The sequence below is a fragment of the Longimicrobium sp. genome (assembly GCF_035474595.1).
In the GTDB taxonomy this organism is placed as follows: domain Bacteria; phylum Gemmatimonadota; class Gemmatimonadetes; order Longimicrobiales; family Longimicrobiaceae; genus Longimicrobium.
Genome location: NZ_DATIND010000052.1, coordinates 23,391 through 40,264, shown reverse-complemented (window position 1 = coordinate 40,264; position 16,874 = coordinate 23,391). Strand labels below are relative to the sequence as shown.

The 16,874-nt window shown below is 70.1% G+C and carries 12 protein-coding genes; 2 read left to right on the top strand and 10 right to left on the bottom strand.

Going from position 1 to position 16,874, the window contains the following annotated elements:
* Positions 1-153: 153 nt before the first annotated feature.
* From VLK66_RS09935 to VLK66_RS09900, 8 genes are all read right to left on the bottom strand, one after another.
* The gene (locus VLK66_RS09935) at positions 154-576 is read right to left on the bottom strand and encodes a hypothetical protein (RefSeq protein WP_325309248.1); all 423 of its coding nucleotides are present in this window, start codon (positions 574-576) and stop codon (positions 154-156) included.
* Positions 577-869: 293 nt separating this feature from the next.
* A complete protein-coding gene (locus VLK66_RS09930) occupies positions 870-2,048 on the bottom strand; it encodes a 5-(carboxyamino)imidazole ribonucleotide synthase (RefSeq protein WP_325309247.1) in 1,179 nt (392 codons plus the stop codon).
* Positions 2,045-2,512, bottom strand: a complete 468-nt coding sequence (purE, locus tag VLK66_RS09925; RefSeq protein WP_414676463.1) for a 5-(carboxyamino)imidazole ribonucleotide mutase — start codon at positions 2,510-2,512, stop codon at positions 2,045-2,047. Before purE ends, VLK66_RS09930 begins: the two co-directional genes overlap by 4 nt.
* A gap of 220 nt (positions 2,513-2,732) precedes the next feature.
* The gene (udk, locus tag VLK66_RS09920) at positions 2,733-3,377 is read right to left on the bottom strand and encodes a uridine kinase (protein WP_325309245.1); all 645 of its coding nucleotides are present in this window, start codon (positions 3,375-3,377) and stop codon (positions 2,733-2,735) included.
* Positions 3,378-3,896: 519 nt separating this feature from the next.
* The gene (locus VLK66_RS09915; RefSeq protein ID WP_325309244.1) at positions 3,897-5,300 is read right to left on the bottom strand and encodes a TolC family protein; all 1,404 of its coding nucleotides are present in this window, start codon (positions 5,298-5,300) and stop codon (positions 3,897-3,899) included.
* Between the two features lie 48 nt (positions 5,301-5,348).
* The gene (locus tag VLK66_RS09910; RefSeq protein ID WP_325309243.1) at positions 5,349-6,566 is read right to left on the bottom strand and encodes an ABC transporter permease; all 1,218 of its coding nucleotides are present in this window, start codon (positions 6,564-6,566) and stop codon (positions 5,349-5,351) included.
* Positions 6,563-7,309: an ABC transporter ATP-binding protein gene (locus tag VLK66_RS09905; protein WP_325309242.1), complete on the bottom strand. Its 747-nt coding sequence runs from the start codon at positions 7,307-7,309 to the stop codon at positions 6,563-6,565. The genes VLK66_RS09910 and VLK66_RS09905 overlap by 4 nt, the downstream gene beginning before the upstream one ends.
* A gap of 14 nt (positions 7,310-7,323) precedes the next feature.
* Positions 7,324-8,628: an efflux RND transporter periplasmic adaptor subunit gene (locus VLK66_RS09900; RefSeq protein WP_325309241.1), complete on the bottom strand. Its 1,305-nt coding sequence runs from the start codon at positions 8,626-8,628 to the stop codon at positions 7,324-7,326.
* A gap of 397 nt (positions 8,629-9,025) precedes the next feature.
* On the opposite strand from VLK66_RS09900, the gene VLK66_RS09895 reads away from it, so the two are divergent.
* Positions 9,026-10,222, top strand: a complete 1,197-nt coding sequence (locus VLK66_RS09895; RefSeq protein ID WP_325309240.1) for a sensor histidine kinase — start codon at positions 9,026-9,028, stop codon at positions 10,220-10,222.
* Positions 10,219-11,070 carry a LytTR family DNA-binding domain-containing protein gene (locus VLK66_RS09890; RefSeq protein ID WP_325309239.1) on the top strand — a complete coding sequence of 284 codons (852 nt, stop codon included), beginning with the start codon at positions 10,219-10,221 and terminating at the stop codon, positions 11,068-11,070. Before VLK66_RS09895 ends, VLK66_RS09890 begins: the two co-directional genes overlap by 4 nt.
* Before the next feature lie 103 nt (positions 11,071-11,173).
* On the opposite strand, the gene VLK66_RS09885 is transcribed toward VLK66_RS09890, so the two are convergent.
* Positions 11,174-12,709 carry a S8 family peptidase gene (locus VLK66_RS09885; protein ID WP_325309238.1) on the bottom strand — a complete coding sequence of 512 codons (1,536 nt, stop codon included), beginning with the start codon at positions 12,707-12,709 and terminating at the stop codon, positions 11,174-11,176.
* 778 nt (positions 12,710-13,487) lie between these two features.
* Positions 13,488-16,736, bottom strand: coding sequence for a TonB-dependent receptor (locus tag VLK66_RS09880; RefSeq protein ID WP_325309237.1), 3,249 nt, complete (start codon positions 16,734-16,736; stop codon positions 13,488-13,490).
* Positions 16,737-16,874 lie beyond the last annotated feature (138 nt).

The following is a 16,874-nucleotide window of genomic DNA, read 5'->3' as shown; positions in this document are numbered from 1 at the left end:
CGCTCGGAGCGGCTGATACACACATCTCCAATTTCGGCGTTCGACGCTCCGTGCACCAGCGTCGCGCATCATCAATTTTGAATGGAGATGCGGAAAGGCCCCGCACCGGGTTCGGTGCGGGGCCCCTGTAACGGATCGAGGCAGCTTGTAACGTCAGTCCGGGAAGGTGACGCTGCCGGCCGCGGCGGCGCTGCCGCCGTGGATCAGGTCGATGATGGCCTCCATCTCCGCGCCCATCAGGTCCAGGCGGTGGAGAACGGTGCGCGAGTAGCCATAGTCGAAGTACAGCGAGACCGCGTCTTCGTTGGCCGGGTTGTTGGTGGAGATGATCTGCTCGTCCAGCCGGTTGTGCAGGTCCTGGCAGATGAACGACACCGCCTTCTGCACGCGCCGCTGGTCGTCCAGCGTCTCGATGCTGACGTCGCCCGTCAGGCGCGGGATGAGCTGCTCCACCATCCCCACGCCCTCGGGCGGGGCCGCCACGGAGCCCGGATGACCGTGGGCGGCGTCCGCCACGATCAGCTCCGACGCCGCCGTCAGTGCCCTGAGCTCTTCGAAGTTGCAGTGAAGGATCACGGAGCCTCCTGGGGTCCAAATCCGCCCGCCTCACCCCATGAGCAAGGCAAGGGCCGGGCCAGTTCCACGCACCCCTGTACACCGCGCGCTGCCAATTGTTTACGCGGCCGCGGAGCAGGGTGTTTCAACGATCTCAAGGGTGGAACGCGTGGCGTGGAGCGTTCCTGACGACGCGGTGTTCGTCCCCGGGAGAGGACGGAGGCGTCCGGCTGAGGGTTGGGTCTCGCGTGGGGCGTTGGGGCGGCCTCTCTACAATTGCATGCGGAGCGCGCGAAACGCAAGGGGCACCGTGCTCACCCCGATGTCGTGATCCGCGCGCGCGCCTGGAGCACCCGGGCGAGCGCTTCCTCCGGCGTGGCGCCGAGCGAGGTGACGTGCCCCATCTTCCGCCCCGGCCGCGCCTCCGCCTTGCCGTACAGGTGCAGCGCCGTCTGGGGGACGGCGAGCGCCTCGGCCACGCCGGGGCGGCCCAGCGCCGTCCCCGCGTCGTCGCCCATCAGGTTGGCCATCGCCGCCGGGCGGAGGAGATCCGTGGAGCCCAGCGGCAGCCCGCAGACGGCGCGCAGCTGCTGCTCGAACTGGCTCACCGGGCAGGCTTCCAGGGTGTAGTGCCCGGAGTTGTGCGGCCGCGGCGCCAGCTCGTTCATCCGCACGTGCCCGTCCTCCGCGACGAACATCTCCACCGCCAGCAGGCCGACCACGCCCAGCCCCTCGGCCATGCGCACCGCCACGCGCCGCGCCTCTTCCGCGATCTCGGGGGCGATGCGGGCGGGGACGATGGAGACGTCGAGGATGGCGTTGCGGTGGACGTTCTCGGCCACCGGAAAGCACGCCGTCTCCCCGTCCGCCCCGCGTGCGGCGACCACGGAGACCTCCACGGAGAAGCGCACCCACTCCTCCAGGATCAGCTCCGTCGTCCCGTCTCCCCCCACCGCGGCGAACGCGGCCCCGGCCTCCGACGGCTCGCGGATCACCGCCTGCCCCTTGCCGTCGTAGCCGAAGCGCGCGGTCTTCAGCACCGCGGGGGTGCCGATCTCGCGCAACGCGTCGTCCAGGTCGCCGCGCGTCTGGACGGCGCGGAAGTTCGCGGTGAGGACGCCGAGCGCGCGCGCCGTCTCCTTCTCGCGGACGCGGTGCTGCGCCACCTCCAGCACGCCGGGGCCGGGGCGGACGGGGACCATGCGCTCGATCTCGCGGAGCGTGGCCACGTCCGCGTTCTCCCACTCCAGCGTCACCACGTCCGAGCGTTCGGCGAGCGCGCGCATCGACGCGGGGTCGTTGAACGGCGCGCGGATGTGCTCGTCGGCCACCTGCGCGGCGGGGGCGCCGGCGCCGGGGTCCAGGACGACCACGCGGTAGCCCATCCGCCGCGCCTCGAGCGCGAACATCCGCCCCAGCTGCCCCCCGCCGACGATGCCGATGCGGGCGCCGGGAAGGAACACGCCGCCGGCCGCGGATCCGTCCGCCGTCACGACGCCGGCGCGGGGTCGGGGGCGAGCGCGTCCTCGGCCATCCGCCGCGCGTACGCCTTCAAGCGCTCGCGGATCTCCGCGTCGCGGCCGCCCAGGATGCGCGCGGCCAGGAGCCCGGCGTTGGCCGCGCCCGCTTTCCCGATCGCCACCGTGGCGACGGGAACGCCCTTCGGCATCTGCACGATGGAGAGGAGCGAGTCCAGCCCGTTCAGCGTGGAGGAGAGGACGGGGACGCCGATGACGGGGAGGACGGTCTTGGCCGCGGTCATCCCCGGCAGGTGCGCCGCGCCGCCCGCCCCGGCGACGATCACCTCGATCCCCCGCCCCTCGGCCTCCTCGGCGTAGCGGAACATGCGGTCGGGCGTGCGGTGCGCCGAGACGATCTCCATCTCGTACGCGATCCCCAGCTCGTCCAGCACGCGCGCGGCCTCCTGCATGGTCTCGCGGTCGCTGCGGCTGCCCATGATGATTCCGACGCGCGGCTGCGGTTCCATAGGTGCGAAAGTGCGAAGTGCGAGAGTGCGAAAGTGCGCGGACCGCACCGGCGACGGCGCTTTCTCCCCGCTTCTCCGGTGATCGGGAGATGGGAGATGAAGATGCGCCGTGGCTGGGAGCGGGGGAATGTAGGACTGCGCCGATACGGCGGCAACGACGCCGGCGGACGGTTTAGCGGCGATGGGATCGCTACGCCGCCACTGTCTCCCGGCGCGCCTTCTCGGCCAGGCGCTCGCGGATGCTGGCGGCGATGACCTCGATGCCGGCGTTGTTCTGGCCGCCGCGGGGGAGAATGACGTCGGCGTAGCGCTTGGTGGGCTCCACGAACTCGAAGTGCATGGGGCGCACGGTCTTGAGATACTGGTCGATGACCGACTCCAGCGACCGCCCGCGCTCCTCGGTGTCGCGCCGGAGCCGGCGGATGAAGCGCACGTCCGCCTCGGTGTCGACGAAGATCTTGAGGTCGAACATCTCGCGCAGCCGTGCGTCGGCGAAGAGGAGGATGCCGTCCACCAGGATCACGTCGCGCGGCTGCACGGGGATGCTCTCGGGCGCGCGGGTGTGGCGGGTGAAGTCGTACACCGGCTTCGCGACGGGCTCGCCCGCGATCAGCCGCTCCAGGTGGTGGATGAGGAGCGCCGTGTCCAGCGAGTCAGGATGGTCGAAGTTGATGCGCTGGCGCTCCTCGACGGAGAGGTGCGCGAGCTCCTTGTAGTACGCGTCGTAGTCGAGGAACACGGCCGAGTCCAGGTGCAGCGACTCGTAGATCCGCCGCGCCACGGTGGTCTTCCCCGAGCCAGTCCCCCCGGCGATTCCGATCAGGAACGGTTTCACTGACAGTGCGAGAGTACGAGAGTACGGAAGTACGGGAGTACGAAAGTGCGCGGTTGCGCGGGCGCCAACATGCGGCGCGGGCGGGGATGGAGCAAGGATGGGGAGGTCTACATCCACATCGCCCCTCGTTTTTATCTTCTTCTATCTACCTCGTACGATTCACCATCGCCGAAACACCGGAAACTCATCGCGAGGACGTTGCGGGTGTGCTTCGGCGGCATCCGCGCCGCCCTCTCCCCGCGCCTTAGAGCGCTCGCCCTCTCCCGTACCGGGCGAGGGGGGCTGTCCAGCATTCGCGCGGCCTGCATACCATGATCACACAAAAGCTTGGGTGTGCCGGTGATGCGTGCAAGCTACCTCTCCCGGTACGGGAGAGGTGGACGGCCTCGGCCGGCCGGAGAGGGCGCGAGGCCGGAGAACGCACCGCGGGCCGGGCACGCATCCGCGCACCCGGCCCGCCGTCGCATACCTCATCCCCCAGCGTACTTCCGCACTCTCGCACTCTCGCGCTTCCCTGCTTCACCCGATGCCGACCGCGTCGGGGTTCAGCTCGCCGATGTAGTAGTCCACCAGCGTGCGCTGGAAGACCAGGTTGTAGCGCGCGCTCACCATCTGGCTCTGCGCCTGGGCGAGCACCGAGCGCGCCTGCGCCAGCTCCACCAGCGTGCCCACGCCCGCGCGGTAGCGCTGGTCGGTGGCGTTCAGCGACTGCTGCGCGGCGGTCAGCTGCGCCTCGGCGGCGGCCAGCTGCTGCTGCGCGGCCTGCCAGTCCAGGTACGCGCGGCGCACCTCCAGCCCCACCTGCTGCCGCTGGTTCTCCAGCGCGATGCGGGCGTTGTCCTGCAGGATCTGCGCGCGCTGCACCTCGGCCGCCGTGTTGCCGCGGTCGAAGATGGGAAGCGACACGCCCACGGAAACCGATCCCCCCTGCCGCTGGTTCAGCTGGTCGAACACGCCCAGGTCGTTCTGGCTGTTCACGCTGGTGTTGTACCCCGCGCTCACCGAGATCGTCGGCAGGCGGCCGGCCTTGGCCGCGCGCACGCCCTGCTCCGTGGCGCTGAGCTCAGTCTGCCGCGCGGCCAGGTCCACCCGCCGCGCGAACGCCTGGTCCAGCAGCGTGTCCAGCGGGGCAACGGCGGAGGTCCCCGCCGCAGCGGGCGGCGACTGGAAGGCGTACTCGCCGCGCGGGTCCAGCTGCAGCGTCTGGATCAGGTCCACCTTGGCCAGCTCCACGGCGTTGCGCGCCTGCACCACGGCCAGCTGCGCCGCGGCCACGGTGGCCTGCTGCGTGTACAGGTCGGCGATGGGGCGGCGGCCCGCGTCCACGAAGGCGCGGATCTGCGCCAGCTGCGCCTGCGCGCTGGCCAGCGTCTCGTTGCGCACGCGCAGCTGCTCCTGCCCCTCGATGAGCGACAGGTAGTTGGAGACCACGGTGAAGACCACCGACTGGCGCGTGCGCTCCACGTCGCTGGCGCCGGCCTGCTGCTGCAGCCGGGCGGCGCGGAGGTTGGCCGAGTTGGCGCCGCCGTTGTACAGCGTGTAGCTGCTGCTGACGCCCGCGTTCAGCGCCGTGCTGGTGCGCGACAGCGCGCTGCCGGCGCCGGTGCTCGTTCCCGGAGCGCGGTCGTAGCTGCCCGAGGTCGTGGTGCTGAAGCGCACGTCCGGCAGGAACTGCATCCGCTGCTGCCGCACGGCCACGGTGTCCAGCGCCGCCGCGTTCACCGCCTGCCGCAGCGTGCCGTTCTGCTGCAGCGCGATCCGCACCGCGTCGCTGAAGGTGATGGTCCGCGGCTGCCCCGCGGTCGCCGTCGGCTGCGTCGACGGAGAACCCGTCTGCGCCGCCAGGGCCGGAGCCGCGGTGGCCGCCAGCACCAGCGCCGCCGCCACCCGCGCCCAGCGCGAAATTCCGTTCCGGTCGAACATCTCAGCCTCTCTTCCTCTATCGTCCACGCCCGTCGATGGGACGGAGCGTCATTCGTAGCGCAGCGCCTCGATCGGGTTCAGCGCCGCGGCCTTGCGCGCCGGATAGAACCCGAAGAACATGCCCACCGCCGCCGAGAACCCCACCGCGATGGCCACCGCCTGCGGCGGCGTCGACGTGCTCCAGCCGGTCAGGTGCCCCAGCAGCGCCGCGCCGCCGAAGCCCACCATCAGCCCGATCACCCCGCCCAGCAGGCTCATCACCACGCTCTCCACCAGGAACTGCAGGAGCACGTCGCCCCCGCGCGCGCCGATGGCCATGCGGATCCCGATCTCCCGCGTCCGCTCGGTCACGGAGACGAGCATGATGTTCATGATCCCGATCCCCCCTACGACGAGGGAGACGGAGGCGATGGCCGCCAGCAGCCAGGTCATCACCGCGGTCGTGCTCGTCGCGGCGGCGGCCAGCTCGTTCTGGTTGCGGATGGTGAAGTCGTCGGGCTCTCCATCCCCCTGCCGGTGGCTTTCGCGCATGATGGCGCGGATCTCGTCCTGCGCGGCCGGGATCTCGCTGGCCGAGGCGGTGCTGGCCAGGATCTGCCCGATGAACATCCCCCCCGACAGCCGCGCCTGCATGGTCGTGTACGGCAGGAGCACCACGTCGTCCATGTCGTTGCCGCTGGCCGACTGCCCCTTGGACGCCATCACCCCGACCACCGTCATCGGCACGCTCCTCACCTGCACCTGCTGCCCCACCGGGTCCTGCCCGGGGAAGAGGTTCTGCGCCACGGTGGCGCCGAGGACCACCACCTTGCGCTTGGCCGCCACGTCGGCGTCGGAGAAGAAGGCGCCGCTCGACGTCTCCCACGAGCGGATGGTGGTGTAGCCGGTGGACACGCCCTGGATCTGCGTGCGCCAGTTCCCCTCGGGCCCGATCACCTGGCCGCGCGACATCACCACGGGCGAGATGCCGGAGACCAGCGTGGCCTCGCGCTGCAGCTTCTCGGCGTCGTCCACCGTCAGCCGGTTGAAGGTCTGCGCGCCCTGGCTCACGCCGCCCTGCTGGGTGGCGCCGGGGGTCACCATGATCAGGTTCGTCCCCAGGTTGCCGATCTGCGCCTCGATGGTGGACTGCGCGCCGTGGCCCACCGCCACCATCACGATCACCGCGCCCACCCCGATCACGATCCCCAGCATCGTCAGCAGCGTGCGCATCTTGTTCTTCAGGATGCTCTGCCCGGCGATGCGCACCAGCGTCTGCTTCTTCATGCCGCCTCCAGCAGCTCTTCGTCCCGTGCCCGCAGGTCGTCGGCGGCGCGCCGGTGGCCCTCCACGGGGTGGTCGCGGCGGATCAGACCGTCGCGCACCTCCACGATGCGCCTGGCGTACTGCGCCACCTCGGGCTCGTGCGTGACCAGCACGATGGTGATCCCCTGCTCGTTCAGCTCCTGGAAGAGCGCCATCACCTCCACGGTGGTGCGCGAGTCCAGGTTCCCCGTGGGCTCGTCGGCCAGCAGCAGCGTGGGCTGCGTCACCAGGGCGCGGGCAATGGCCACGCGCTGCTGCTGCCCGCCGGAAAGCTGGCTGGGGTGGTGGTCCAGCCGCTTGCCGAGGCCCACGCGCTCCAGCGCATGGGCCGCCATGGCGCGCGTGTCCTTCCACCGCCCGCCGCGGTCGTACAGGAGCGGAAGCTCCACGTTCTCCAGCGCGCTGGTGCGGGCCAGCAGGTTGAAGCCCTGGAAGACGAAGCCCAGCTTCTGGTTGCGCAGGTCGGCCAGTGCGTTCTTTCCCAGCCCGTCCACCCGCACGCCGTCCAGCAGGTAGGTGCCGCCCGTGGGCACGTCCAGGCAGCCCAGGATGTTCATCAGCGTGGACTTGCCCGAGCCCGACGAGCCCATGATGGCGATCATCTCGCCGGGCTCCACGGTCAGGTCCACGCCGCGGAGGGCGCGCACCTCGTTCTCGCCGCTGCCGTAGATCTTGGTCACGCCTTCGACATGGATGACGCTCATCTCCGCCTCCATCCTCAGAAGCCGCCGCGCGGCCCGCCGCCCGTGCGCTGCTGCCCGCCCAGCGGGTTGCTGGCCGGCTGCGCGCCGGACGCCGTAGCGGCCGTGTTCGAGCCGATCACCACCTTCATCCCCGCCGTGAGCCCGTTGCCCTCGACCACGGTGTTCTTGCCGTCGGTCAGCCCGGTGCGCACGCGGATCATCTTCAGCTTCCCCGCGCCGTCCATCACCCAGATGCGGCCGCCCTGGCCGCGCTGCGCGCCCGCCGGGCGCTGGCCGCCGGCGGCGCCGCCGCCGAAGGGACCCGCGTCCGCCGTGCGGGTGCGGCCGGCGCCGCCGTTGGCTCCCTGGCGCGCCGCGCGGGCCGCCCTGAGGGAATCGACGTTGATCCCGGCCTTCTTCATCTCGTCGTCGCTCGGCGTGAAGCGGAGCGCGGCGTTGGGCACCAGCAGGGCGTCCTGCGCCGCGCCGGTCTCGAAGTCCACCGTGGCCGTCATCCCCGGCAGCAGCTTGCCGTCGTCGTTGTCCACCTCCACCACCGCGGTGTAGTTCACCACGTTCTCGGTGGTCTTGCTCTGCAGGCGCACCTGCTTCACGGTGCCGCGGAAGGTGCGGTCGGCGTACGACTGCACGGTGAAGGTCACCGGCTGGCCGTTGTGGATCTGGCCGATGTCGCTCTCGTCCACGCTGGCCAGGATCTGCATCTTCGACAGGTCGTTGGCGATCAAAAAGATCTGCGGGGCCGAGAACGAGGCGGCCACCGTCTGCCCCACGTCCACGTTGCGCTCGACGACGATGCCGTCGATGGGCGCATAGATCTCGGTGTAGCCCAGGTTGCGCTGGGCGCGCTGCATCGACACCTGCGCGCTCTTCAGGTCCGCCTGCGCCACGCGCAGCTTGTACTCGTAGCCCTGGAACTCCTCGGCGGTGATGACCCTGGCGTCGAAGAGCGGGCGGTTGCGCGCGTAGTCGGCCTGCGCCTGCTGCACCCCGGCGCGGGCGCGGTCCAGCCCGGCCTGCGCGTCCTGCACGGCCTGCTGCGCCAGCGTGGGGTCGATGCGCGCCAGCAGCTGGCCCTTCCTCACGTGGTCGTTGAAGTCGGCGTAGATGGCCGACACCTGGCCCGACACCTGGGTGCCCACCTGCACGGTGGTCACGGCGCCCAGGTTGCCGGTGGCCGACACGCTGGAGCTCAGGCTCCCGCGGGTGAGCAGCGCGGTGCGGAAGGCCTGGGCCTCCTCGCCTCCGCCCTTGCGCAGGAAGAAGAAGGCGGCGGTGGCCAGCACCAGCACGGCAACTGCGGCGATACGAATGCTCTTCATGGTTTCCTCGGCCGGTTCGCGAACCCGGGACGCGCGCCGTGCGGTCCCCGCGATTCTGACGCCGAGTATAGGCCTTCGGGCCCGCGCCCGGTCCCCCTCCCGGCGCCACCTGCACCGCCGTGTTCCGAACTGCACTCCGCGCGACACGAACGCGTTTTCTCGCCGGGCATCGCTGGATCTCACGCGAAGACGCGGAGCCGCGGAGGTGCAGGGCGGCGACTCCGCGACTCCGCGGCTCCGCGTGAGATCCCGGAGCGCCGGCCCGATGCGCGGACAGTGCATCTCGGCACCACGCCGGTGCAGTTCGTGCCGGAACGGTTTGCGGGAGATGCGGGAAGATGCCTACCCTTCGGGCGTTCGCGCGCATTCACGCGCGCGCATGGAAAGAGCTGTCCCGATGGCAACGAACCCGACATCCGCGAGCCACGCCGGCACCGCCGCCGCGCCCGAGCCGCACACCCGGCTCACGCGCGGCGAGGTGCTGGCCATCTTCGCGTTCTGGATCTTCATGGCGGTGCTCACCGCTGCCAACCGCCTGCTGGACCCGCGCCGGCCGCCCGGCATCCAGCCCACCTTCCCCTCCGCCCCGGTCGCGCTGGCCTTCGCCGAGTCGCTGGTGTGGGCGGTGGTCACTGTGGTCATCTTTCTCCTCGGCCGCCGCTTCTTCTCCGCGCGCGAGCGCCGGGGGACGCAGGTGGCCGCGCTGGTCGTCACCGGGCTGGCGGTCTCCATCGTCGTGGACCTGGTGCTGGACCTCGCCCGCTTCGCGCTGCTGGGGGGCATCCCGCAGCGCCACAACTTCCTGGCCGACCCGTTCCGGGCCATCACCCACCTCTGGTTCCTGCGGGAGATGATCGTCTACTCGGGGATCGTGGCCGCGGGGCTGGCGCGCGACTATTCGCTCCGCTACCGCGCCCGGCAGGACGAGGCCACGCACCTGCAGGCCGAGACCGCGCAGCTGCGCGCCCAGCTGGCCGAGGCGCGGCTGTCGGCGCTGCGCAGCCAGATCGACCCGCACTTCCTGTTCAACACGCTGAACGCCGTGTCCGCGCTGGTGGAGCGCGACCCGCGCGGCGTGCGGCGGATGATCGCGCGCCTCAGCGAGCTCCTGCGCCACTCGCTGGAAGGCGCGGCGGAGGCGGAGGTCACGCTGCGCAAGGAAGTGGAGTTCGTGGAGCGCTACCTGGAGATCATGCGCATCCGCTTCCAGGGGTCGCTCGAGGTGGAGACCGAGGTGGAGGCGGAGGTGATGGACGCGCTGGTGCCCAACCTGATCCTGCAGCCGCTGGTGGAGAACGCGGTGAAGCACGGCGTCAGCCGCATGAAGGAGGGCGGATTGATCCGCATCCACGCCTTCCGCGACGACGGCCGCGTGGTGCTGAGTGTGCGCGACAACGGCCCCGGGCTGAGCCAGGCCACCCCGCGCGAGGGCGTGGGCGTGCGCAACACCCGCCAGCGGCTGGAGCAGCTGTACGGCGACGCGCAGGCGCTCCACCTTCGCCCGGCGGAGGGCGGCGGGGTGGAGGCCGAGGTCACGCTCCCCTTCCACACCGCCGGCGACCTGCGCGCCGCCGGCGTGGGGGTGGGCGGATGACGGCCCCGCTGCGCGTGCTCATCGTCGACGACGAGCTCCTGGCCCGCCAGCGCCTGGAAGACCTGCTCGCGCGAGAGAGCGACGTGGCCGTCGCGGGGGCGGCGTCGGATGGGGACGAGGCGGTGGAGGCGATCCGCACGCTGCGTCCCGACGTCGTCTTCCTCGACGTGCAGATGCCGGGGAAGACGGGGATGGAGGTGGTGCGCGAGATCGGCCCCGACCGGATGCCGGTGACCGTCTTCGTCACCGCGTACGACCAGTTCGCGCTGCAGGCCTTCGACGTGGCGGCGGTGGACTACCTGCTGAAGCCGTACGACGACGAGCGCTTCGAGCAGGCTTTCCGCCGCGCGCGCAAGCTGGCCGAGCTCTCCGAGGTCGAGCGCCTGGCCGGCCGCCTCCGCACCCTGCTGGGCGGCGGCGCCGTCCCCGCCTCCGCGTCGCCGGCGGCGGCGACGGACGATCCCCTCCCCGGGGCGGCGGCGTCCTCCCCCGCCCCGGCGCCCGCATCTCCCTGGACCGAGCGGATCGCGGTGGAGATGCGGGGCCAGGTGCGCGTCGTCCCCGTCTCGCAGATCGAGTACATCACCGCCAGCGGCCCCTATGCCGAGCTGCACACGAGCGAGCGCGGCTACGTGATCCGCGAGCGGATGCAGGCGCTGGAAGAGCGGCTGGACCCCGCGCGCTTCCTGCGCATCCACCGCTCCATCATCGTCCGCCTGGACGTGATCGACACGCTGCTGCGCGGCGGCGGCGGCGACTACGCGGTGCGCCTGAAGAACGGCGTGAAGCTCAAGGTCGCCCGCACCCGCGTGGAGGAGCTGGAGCGCCGGATGGGCGTCGGACGGTAGGGGGTAACGGACGGCGGAAGGCGAAGCGGGGCCGCCACGGTGGCCGCCCCGCTTCGTTCGTCCGGGCTCGCCGGTCACGCCGGCGCGCGCCGAGCCGCGCCGGTCAGTACGCGCACTGCCCCACGTCGGCCGTCACGCGGGTAATGCGCGTGCTCTCGGGATACGTCACCTCGACGTCGTAGTAGTACTCGTCGTACTGCTGGCCGTACATCGACTGGTTCAGGATGCACGTCCACGCGCCCGTGTAGCTGCGGCCGCTGTCGACGAAGCCGTTGTCGGTGGTGATCCCCAGCCACTCGTTGTCCTCGAACACCGTGTTGCCGTCGTACGCGTCCTCGCTCACGTGCCGGATGGTGAGCGTCACCGAGTACTGCTGCGCTCCGGTGAGCGCCGGCCACGACAGCGTGGGCACGCCGCCCGGGTACGTGACGGTGACGTTCGGCGCCGGCAGCGGGAGGCGCGAATACAGCAGCCGGTTGGGCGACCCCGACCCCGCGTTGGTGACCTTCCCCAGCGTGGCGAACCCGGTGATGGTCGCGGCCACGTTCGCCGGCGTCGCCGTGGGGTTGTCCTGCAGGTACTGGGCGGCCACGCCGGCCACGTGAGGGCTGGCCATCGAGGTGCCGCTCAGCGTGTCGCTGGCCGTGTTGGACGTGTTCCAGGCGGACAGGATGCCGCTCCCGGGGGCGAACAGGTCCACGCAGGTACCGTAGTTCGATGCCTGGTTCGGCGTCGTGGTCCACACCGCGCGCGCGTCGTTGGTGCCGGTGGCGCCCACCGTGAGCGCGGCGGGCACGCGCGAGGGCGTCTGCTGGCATGCGTCGCCGTTGTTGTTCCCCGCCGAGGCGGCCAGGGTCACGCCGCTGTTGATCATCCCGTTGACCGCATCGTCCTCGGCCTGGCTGGGCGAGTTGCCGAACGAGGCGTTGGCCACGGCCGGCAGCACCCGGTGCGCGGCCACCCAGTTGAACCCGGCGATCGCGGTCGACGCGGCCACCCCGCCGCCGCACGTCGCCACGCGCACCGCCACGATCGTCACTCCCTTGGCCACGCCGTAGGTGGCGCCGCCGAGCGTGCCGGCCACGTGCGTCCCGTGGCCGTTGCAGTCGTTCCCGTTCTGCCCGTCGCCCACGGCGTCGTATCCGACCGAGGCGCGGCCGCCGAACTCCACGTGGCTGGCGCGGATCCCGGTGTCGAGCACGTACGCGTGGACGCCAGAGCCGTCCCGCTCGTACACGAAGGTTCCGTTCGTGGGCCGGTCGTGCTGGTCGATGCGGTCCAGCCCCCAGGGCGCGCCGTACTGCGTGCCGTCGATCTGTCCCATCTGGTCTTCCTCGATGTACTTCACCCGGGGGTTGTGCTGCAGCGCGTTCAGCTGCCCCGGGTTCAGGGTGGCCGCGAACCCGTGCAGCGCCGCGGTCCAGGTGTAGCGCGGGCTGGCGTTCACCGCCGCGGCCACCGCGGAGGGGTTGGTGCCGTCCTGCAGCACCACGATGTACGCGCCGGGAATGGCCTTTCCGGGCGCCGCCGCCCGCAGCGGCGCGAGGCCGCCCGGCTCGCGCGCGGCCGCCGGATCGGTGGGCTGCCGGTCGCACGCCGCGGCCAGCACCAGCATCGCGGCCAGGGACAGGAATTTCACGCTTCTACGCATGGGGCTCCTCAGGGGTGAACGGGACGCGGGATCGCCGCACCGCACGGCCGCGCGGCGCTCGCGCGGTCCGTGGTAGTCCTGCCTGCCTCCGCCCGGCGCGTCACCCCGCCCGGTGGGAAGTGGGGAGCCAGCTTCCGGCGCACGTCCCGGCGCCGGGGTGGGATATGGAGGCACGCGGACACTACAATACCCGCCTTTACTATTCAATCGCCGGAGACAAACCCGATATTTCTGCACCAGCCGTGTTCAGCGATCAACTCGAACAATGTCTCATCCATTGATTTGGAGTAGATCATTTAAAAACAACTCATACCGAATTTGGGGATTGATCGTGCAATCCGGAAGCGCACGTGCGACCTCGCATACAGATCCTTCGGCCTGCAATCGCTCGTGCAGGGGCAACGATGGTGTGGTCGGCCTCAGGATGACGTCTCTCTGTGCGTTTGTAATGCACAGATGATTGCCAGATCCGGTATCAGATAACGATTCCTGTGCAGATTCTTCAATGGATTCATCATCAGGGAGCGAGGAAGCCAGACAGAGGAGCGCGGAGGGATCTCCGTTTCGCTGCTTCTCTGCGTGAACCATGTCTTTTGTCGCCGGTGGATCCGCCGACGGCGCGCACCTCCCCCGGACGCGAAACGGCCGCATCGCGGGCGCGATGCAGCCGTCCTTCCGCGCCGCGAACACGATCCGCGGCGCCGGAAAAAGAAGACGGGGGCGGCTTGCGCCACCCCCGCCGGGTCCCGCCCGATCTAACCGGCGATCAGAAGTTGTACTTGATCCCCAGCTGGATCTGGTAGCGCGAGCTCAGGTCGCTGGTCTGGAACGTCACCGGCTTCGGCGCGAAGGCGCGCAGGAGCACGTGGCCGTTCGTGTCGGTGGTGTTGTTGTTCACCCGCGACAGCAGCGCCTCGTTCTGGTTGCTGATGAACGAGCTGTTCCCCCACTCGGGGTTCAGCAGGTTGGCGAAGTTCAGGATGTCCATCGTCAGCTGGAGGCCCTGGCCGCGCACCGTGGGCAGCGTCTGGGCGATCCGCACGTCGATGCGGTTGCTCCAGGGCTGCTCGCAGGCGTTGCGCTGCAGAACCTTGCCGCGGTTCTCGCGCAGGCAGTCCACCCGCTCGATGAAGTTGTTCAGGTTGGCCCACGACTGCGCCGGCGAGATCGGGTTGTTCGCGCTCAGCGGCTCGAAGCGCACCTCGCCCTGCGACGCCGGAACGTAGATCAGGTCGTTCGCGTTCTGGCTGTCGCCGTTGATGTCGCCGTTGTACGTGTACGAGTACGGACGCCCGCTCTCGCCCACGTAGATCAGCGAGAAGTCGGTGGGCGCGCGGCGGATGAACAGGAACTGCCGCGTCAGGTCCGCCACGATCCGGTGCGTCACGTCGTAGTCCGAACGGCGCAGCGGCGGGTCGTTCGGGTTGTCGGCGATCGGGTTGAAGCGGAACTGCGAGGCCGCCGTGCTGCTGCGCACCGCGTTCACGTCGTAGGCGTGGCCGAAGGTGTAGGCCACCGACGCCTCCCACCCGTCGCGGAACGGCCGCTGCAGCTGGCCGGTGATGCTGTAGCTGTAGTTCCGGCTGGTGTTGTAGATGTCGTACACGTTGCCGAAGCCCTGCGCGGTAAACCGGCGCGCCACCGCCCGGCCCTCGATGATCGAGTCGGCGCCCGCGGCCGTCCGGCGGGTGCCCACCACCGTCAGGTCACGGTAGTTGGGGTCGTTGATGCTCTTGCTGTACAGCCCCTCGATCGTCCCGATGATCCCCATCGGCAGCTCGCGGTCCACCGCGAGCGACCCGCGCATCACCTGCGGCGCCTTGAAGTCGGGGTCCACCGTGTTGATGTCGCTGGGCGCCGCGTTGGCCGGCAGGATCGCGCCGTTGGCCGGGTTGCGGCAGCCGCGCGGCTGGGCGCTCGGGTCGGTCACGAAGTTGGGCGAGTTCGCCGAGCCGTTGCAGGTGAAGCGGATGTAGTCCAGCCCCGTGTTGCCGTAGGCGTTCGAGATCCACACGTACGGGGCGCGGCCCTGGAACAGCCCCACGCCGCCGCGGAACTGGGTGCTCTGGTCGCCCAGCACGTCCCAGTTGAAGCCCACCCGCGGGTTGAACGTGAGGTTGCTCGACGGCACCTCGTTGGTGCGCCGCCCGAACACCAGCCCGCTGTCGGCGAACACCTTGTCGAAGCGCGTCGCGAACAGCTCGTTGTTCCCCGGGTTCTTGGGCAGGTTGGTCCAGTCCAGGCGCAGCCCCACCGTGAAGGTGAAGTTGGTGGTCAGCCCGATCTTGTCCTGCGCGTACAGCGAGTAGGTGCGCACCGGGAACTCGGCGCGCTCGTTGGCCTCGGGGTTGTCCGAGTTGAAGTACGAGAACTGGTACTGGTTCGGCCGCCCGGCACGCAGCGAGTCGATGTTGGTGAAGCGGTAGAAGCCGTAGATGTTCTGCGCGAACAGGTTGCTGAACTTGAAGAACTCGTTGTGCGTGCCCACGGTGAAGCTGTGGATGCCGCGCGCGAAGCTCAGGTCGTTGGTGATCTCCAGGATGTCCTGGTCCAGCGCGTTGGCCACCGACGAGTTCTCGGGCCCGCCCAGCAGCGAGCAGCTCGAGCCGCCGGCGCAGGTGTTGGGCAGGTCCACCTGCACGCGCGGGAACGGGCTCACCGGCAGCCCGCGGCTCTCGCGGATGGTGGTCAGCCCCACGCGGAACTCGTTGAACATCTGGCTGAACAGCGTGCTGTTCAGCTGCCCCACCGTCGAGTGGGTCTTGCTGTTGAAGCGGTAGCCGCCCAGCGAGAAGTTGTAGCTGTTGTCGCTGCGGGTGCCCAGGTTGTCGTCCCAGGCGTCCACGTAGTTGTGGCGCAGCGTCAGGTGGTTGTTGGCCGAGAGGTTGAAGTCCAGGCGCCCGAAGATGTTGTTGCTCTGCCGGCGCAGGTCCACGTCGCCGAACGAGCCCGGGTTGAAGCCGTACTGGCTGTCCAGGATGTTCACCACCGAGTCGGCCTTCACCTTGGGGATGCTGATCCCCGGGCTGTTCCGCACGTCGATGAAGTTGCCCGTGGGCGCCGCGCGGCGCGAGATCTCGGCCGCCACGAAGAAGAAGGCGCGGTCGCGGACGATGGGGCCGCCCAGCGAGAAGGCGCTCTCGTACTGGTGGAAGTTGGCGAAGTCGTTCGAGCGGGCGCTGCTGTCGGCCTGGACGAAGCGGTAGTTGCCCACCAGGTCCTGGTTGCGCCCGAAGAAGGTCAGCGTGCCGTCCAGCTTGTTGGTGCCCGACTTGGTCACCGCGTTGATCCCCACGCCGGTGAAGCCGCCCTGGCGCACGTCGAAGGGCGCCAGCACCACCTGGAACTCCTGGATGGCCTCCAGGGTGATGGGCTTGGTGTTCGCCTGCCCGCCCGGCGTGCCGCTGCCGGCAAGGCCGAACAGGTCGTTGTTCACCGCGCCGTCGATCTGGATGTTGTTGTAGCGGTTGTTGCGCCCCGCGCCGCTGCTTCCCAGCCCCGAGGTGCTCACCTGCGGCACCAAGCGGGTGAAGTCGGTGAAGTCGCGGCTGATGGTGGGCAGGCGGGTGATGGCGCTGTCGCTGATCACCGCCGACGCGCCGGTGCGGCCGGGCGAGAGCACCGCGCCGCGGTCGGCCGTGGCCGTGATCCCCTGCAGCGCCACCGCCTGCGCGGCCAGCGTGATGTTCACCTCTTCCGTCTGCGACAGCGCGATGCGCACGCCGCTGCGGGTCGAGGCCGTGTACCCCAGCCCGCTCACCGTGATGCTGTACGGCCCGCCGGGCTGCAGCCCCTGCAGCTGGTAGCGGCCGTCGGTGCGGGTCACGACGCGGTACTGCGTTCCGGTCTGGGTATTGGTCGCCACCACCTGGGCGCCGACCACGCCGGCGCCCTCCGCGTTGGTGACCCGCCCGGCCAGCGCCGACGTTGTAACGCCCTGCGCGCGGGCGGTGCCGGCGAATGCCAGCATCAACGCGCACAGCAGCAGGGCTGCCGTCTGCGTGACTCGTTTCATCGAGTGTCCCTCTGTGGTGATGATGATTGGGGGAGTGGCCCCGCGTACGAGGACCTGCGCCAACCTAAGGTATCAGTGTTCCGCGGGGTACGCGGCAAATGTAACGATTATGCAATTTACGGCAAGGACTTCATCCCG

What these genes read in the sequence shown, in the direction of transcription:
- VLK66_RS09895 (WP_325309240.1), top strand. Translation starts at nt 9,026, where the DNA reads ATGGCAACGAACCCGACATCCGCGAGCCACGCCGGCACCGCCGCCGCG.
- VLK66_RS09900 (WP_325309241.1), bottom strand. Translation starts at nt 8,628, where the DNA reads ATGAAGAGCATTCGTATCGCCGCAGTTGCCGTGCTGGTGCTGGCCACC.
- VLK66_RS09890 (WP_325309239.1), top strand. Translation starts at nt 10,219, where the DNA reads ATGACGGCCCCGCTGCGCGTGCTCATCGTCGACGACGAGCTCCTGGCC.
- VLK66_RS09910 (WP_325309243.1), bottom strand. Translation starts at nt 6,566, where the DNA reads ATGAAGAAGCAGACGCTGGTGCGCATCGCCGGGCAGAGCATCCTGAAG.
- purE (WP_414676463.1), bottom strand. Translation starts at nt 2,512, where the DNA reads ATGGGCAGCCGCAGCGACCGCGAGACCATGCAGGAGGCCGCGCGCGTG.
- VLK66_RS09915 (WP_325309244.1), bottom strand. Translation starts at nt 5,300, where the DNA reads ATGTTCGACCGGAACGGAATTTCGCGCTGGGCGCGGGTGGCGGCGGCG.
- VLK66_RS09905 (WP_325309242.1), bottom strand. Translation starts at nt 7,309, where the DNA reads ATGAGCGTCATCCATGTCGAAGGCGTGACCAAGATCTACGGCAGCGGC.
- VLK66_RS09880 (WP_325309237.1), bottom strand. Translation starts at nt 16,736, where the DNA reads ATGAAACGAGTCACGCAGACGGCAGCCCTGCTGCTGTGCGCGTTGATG.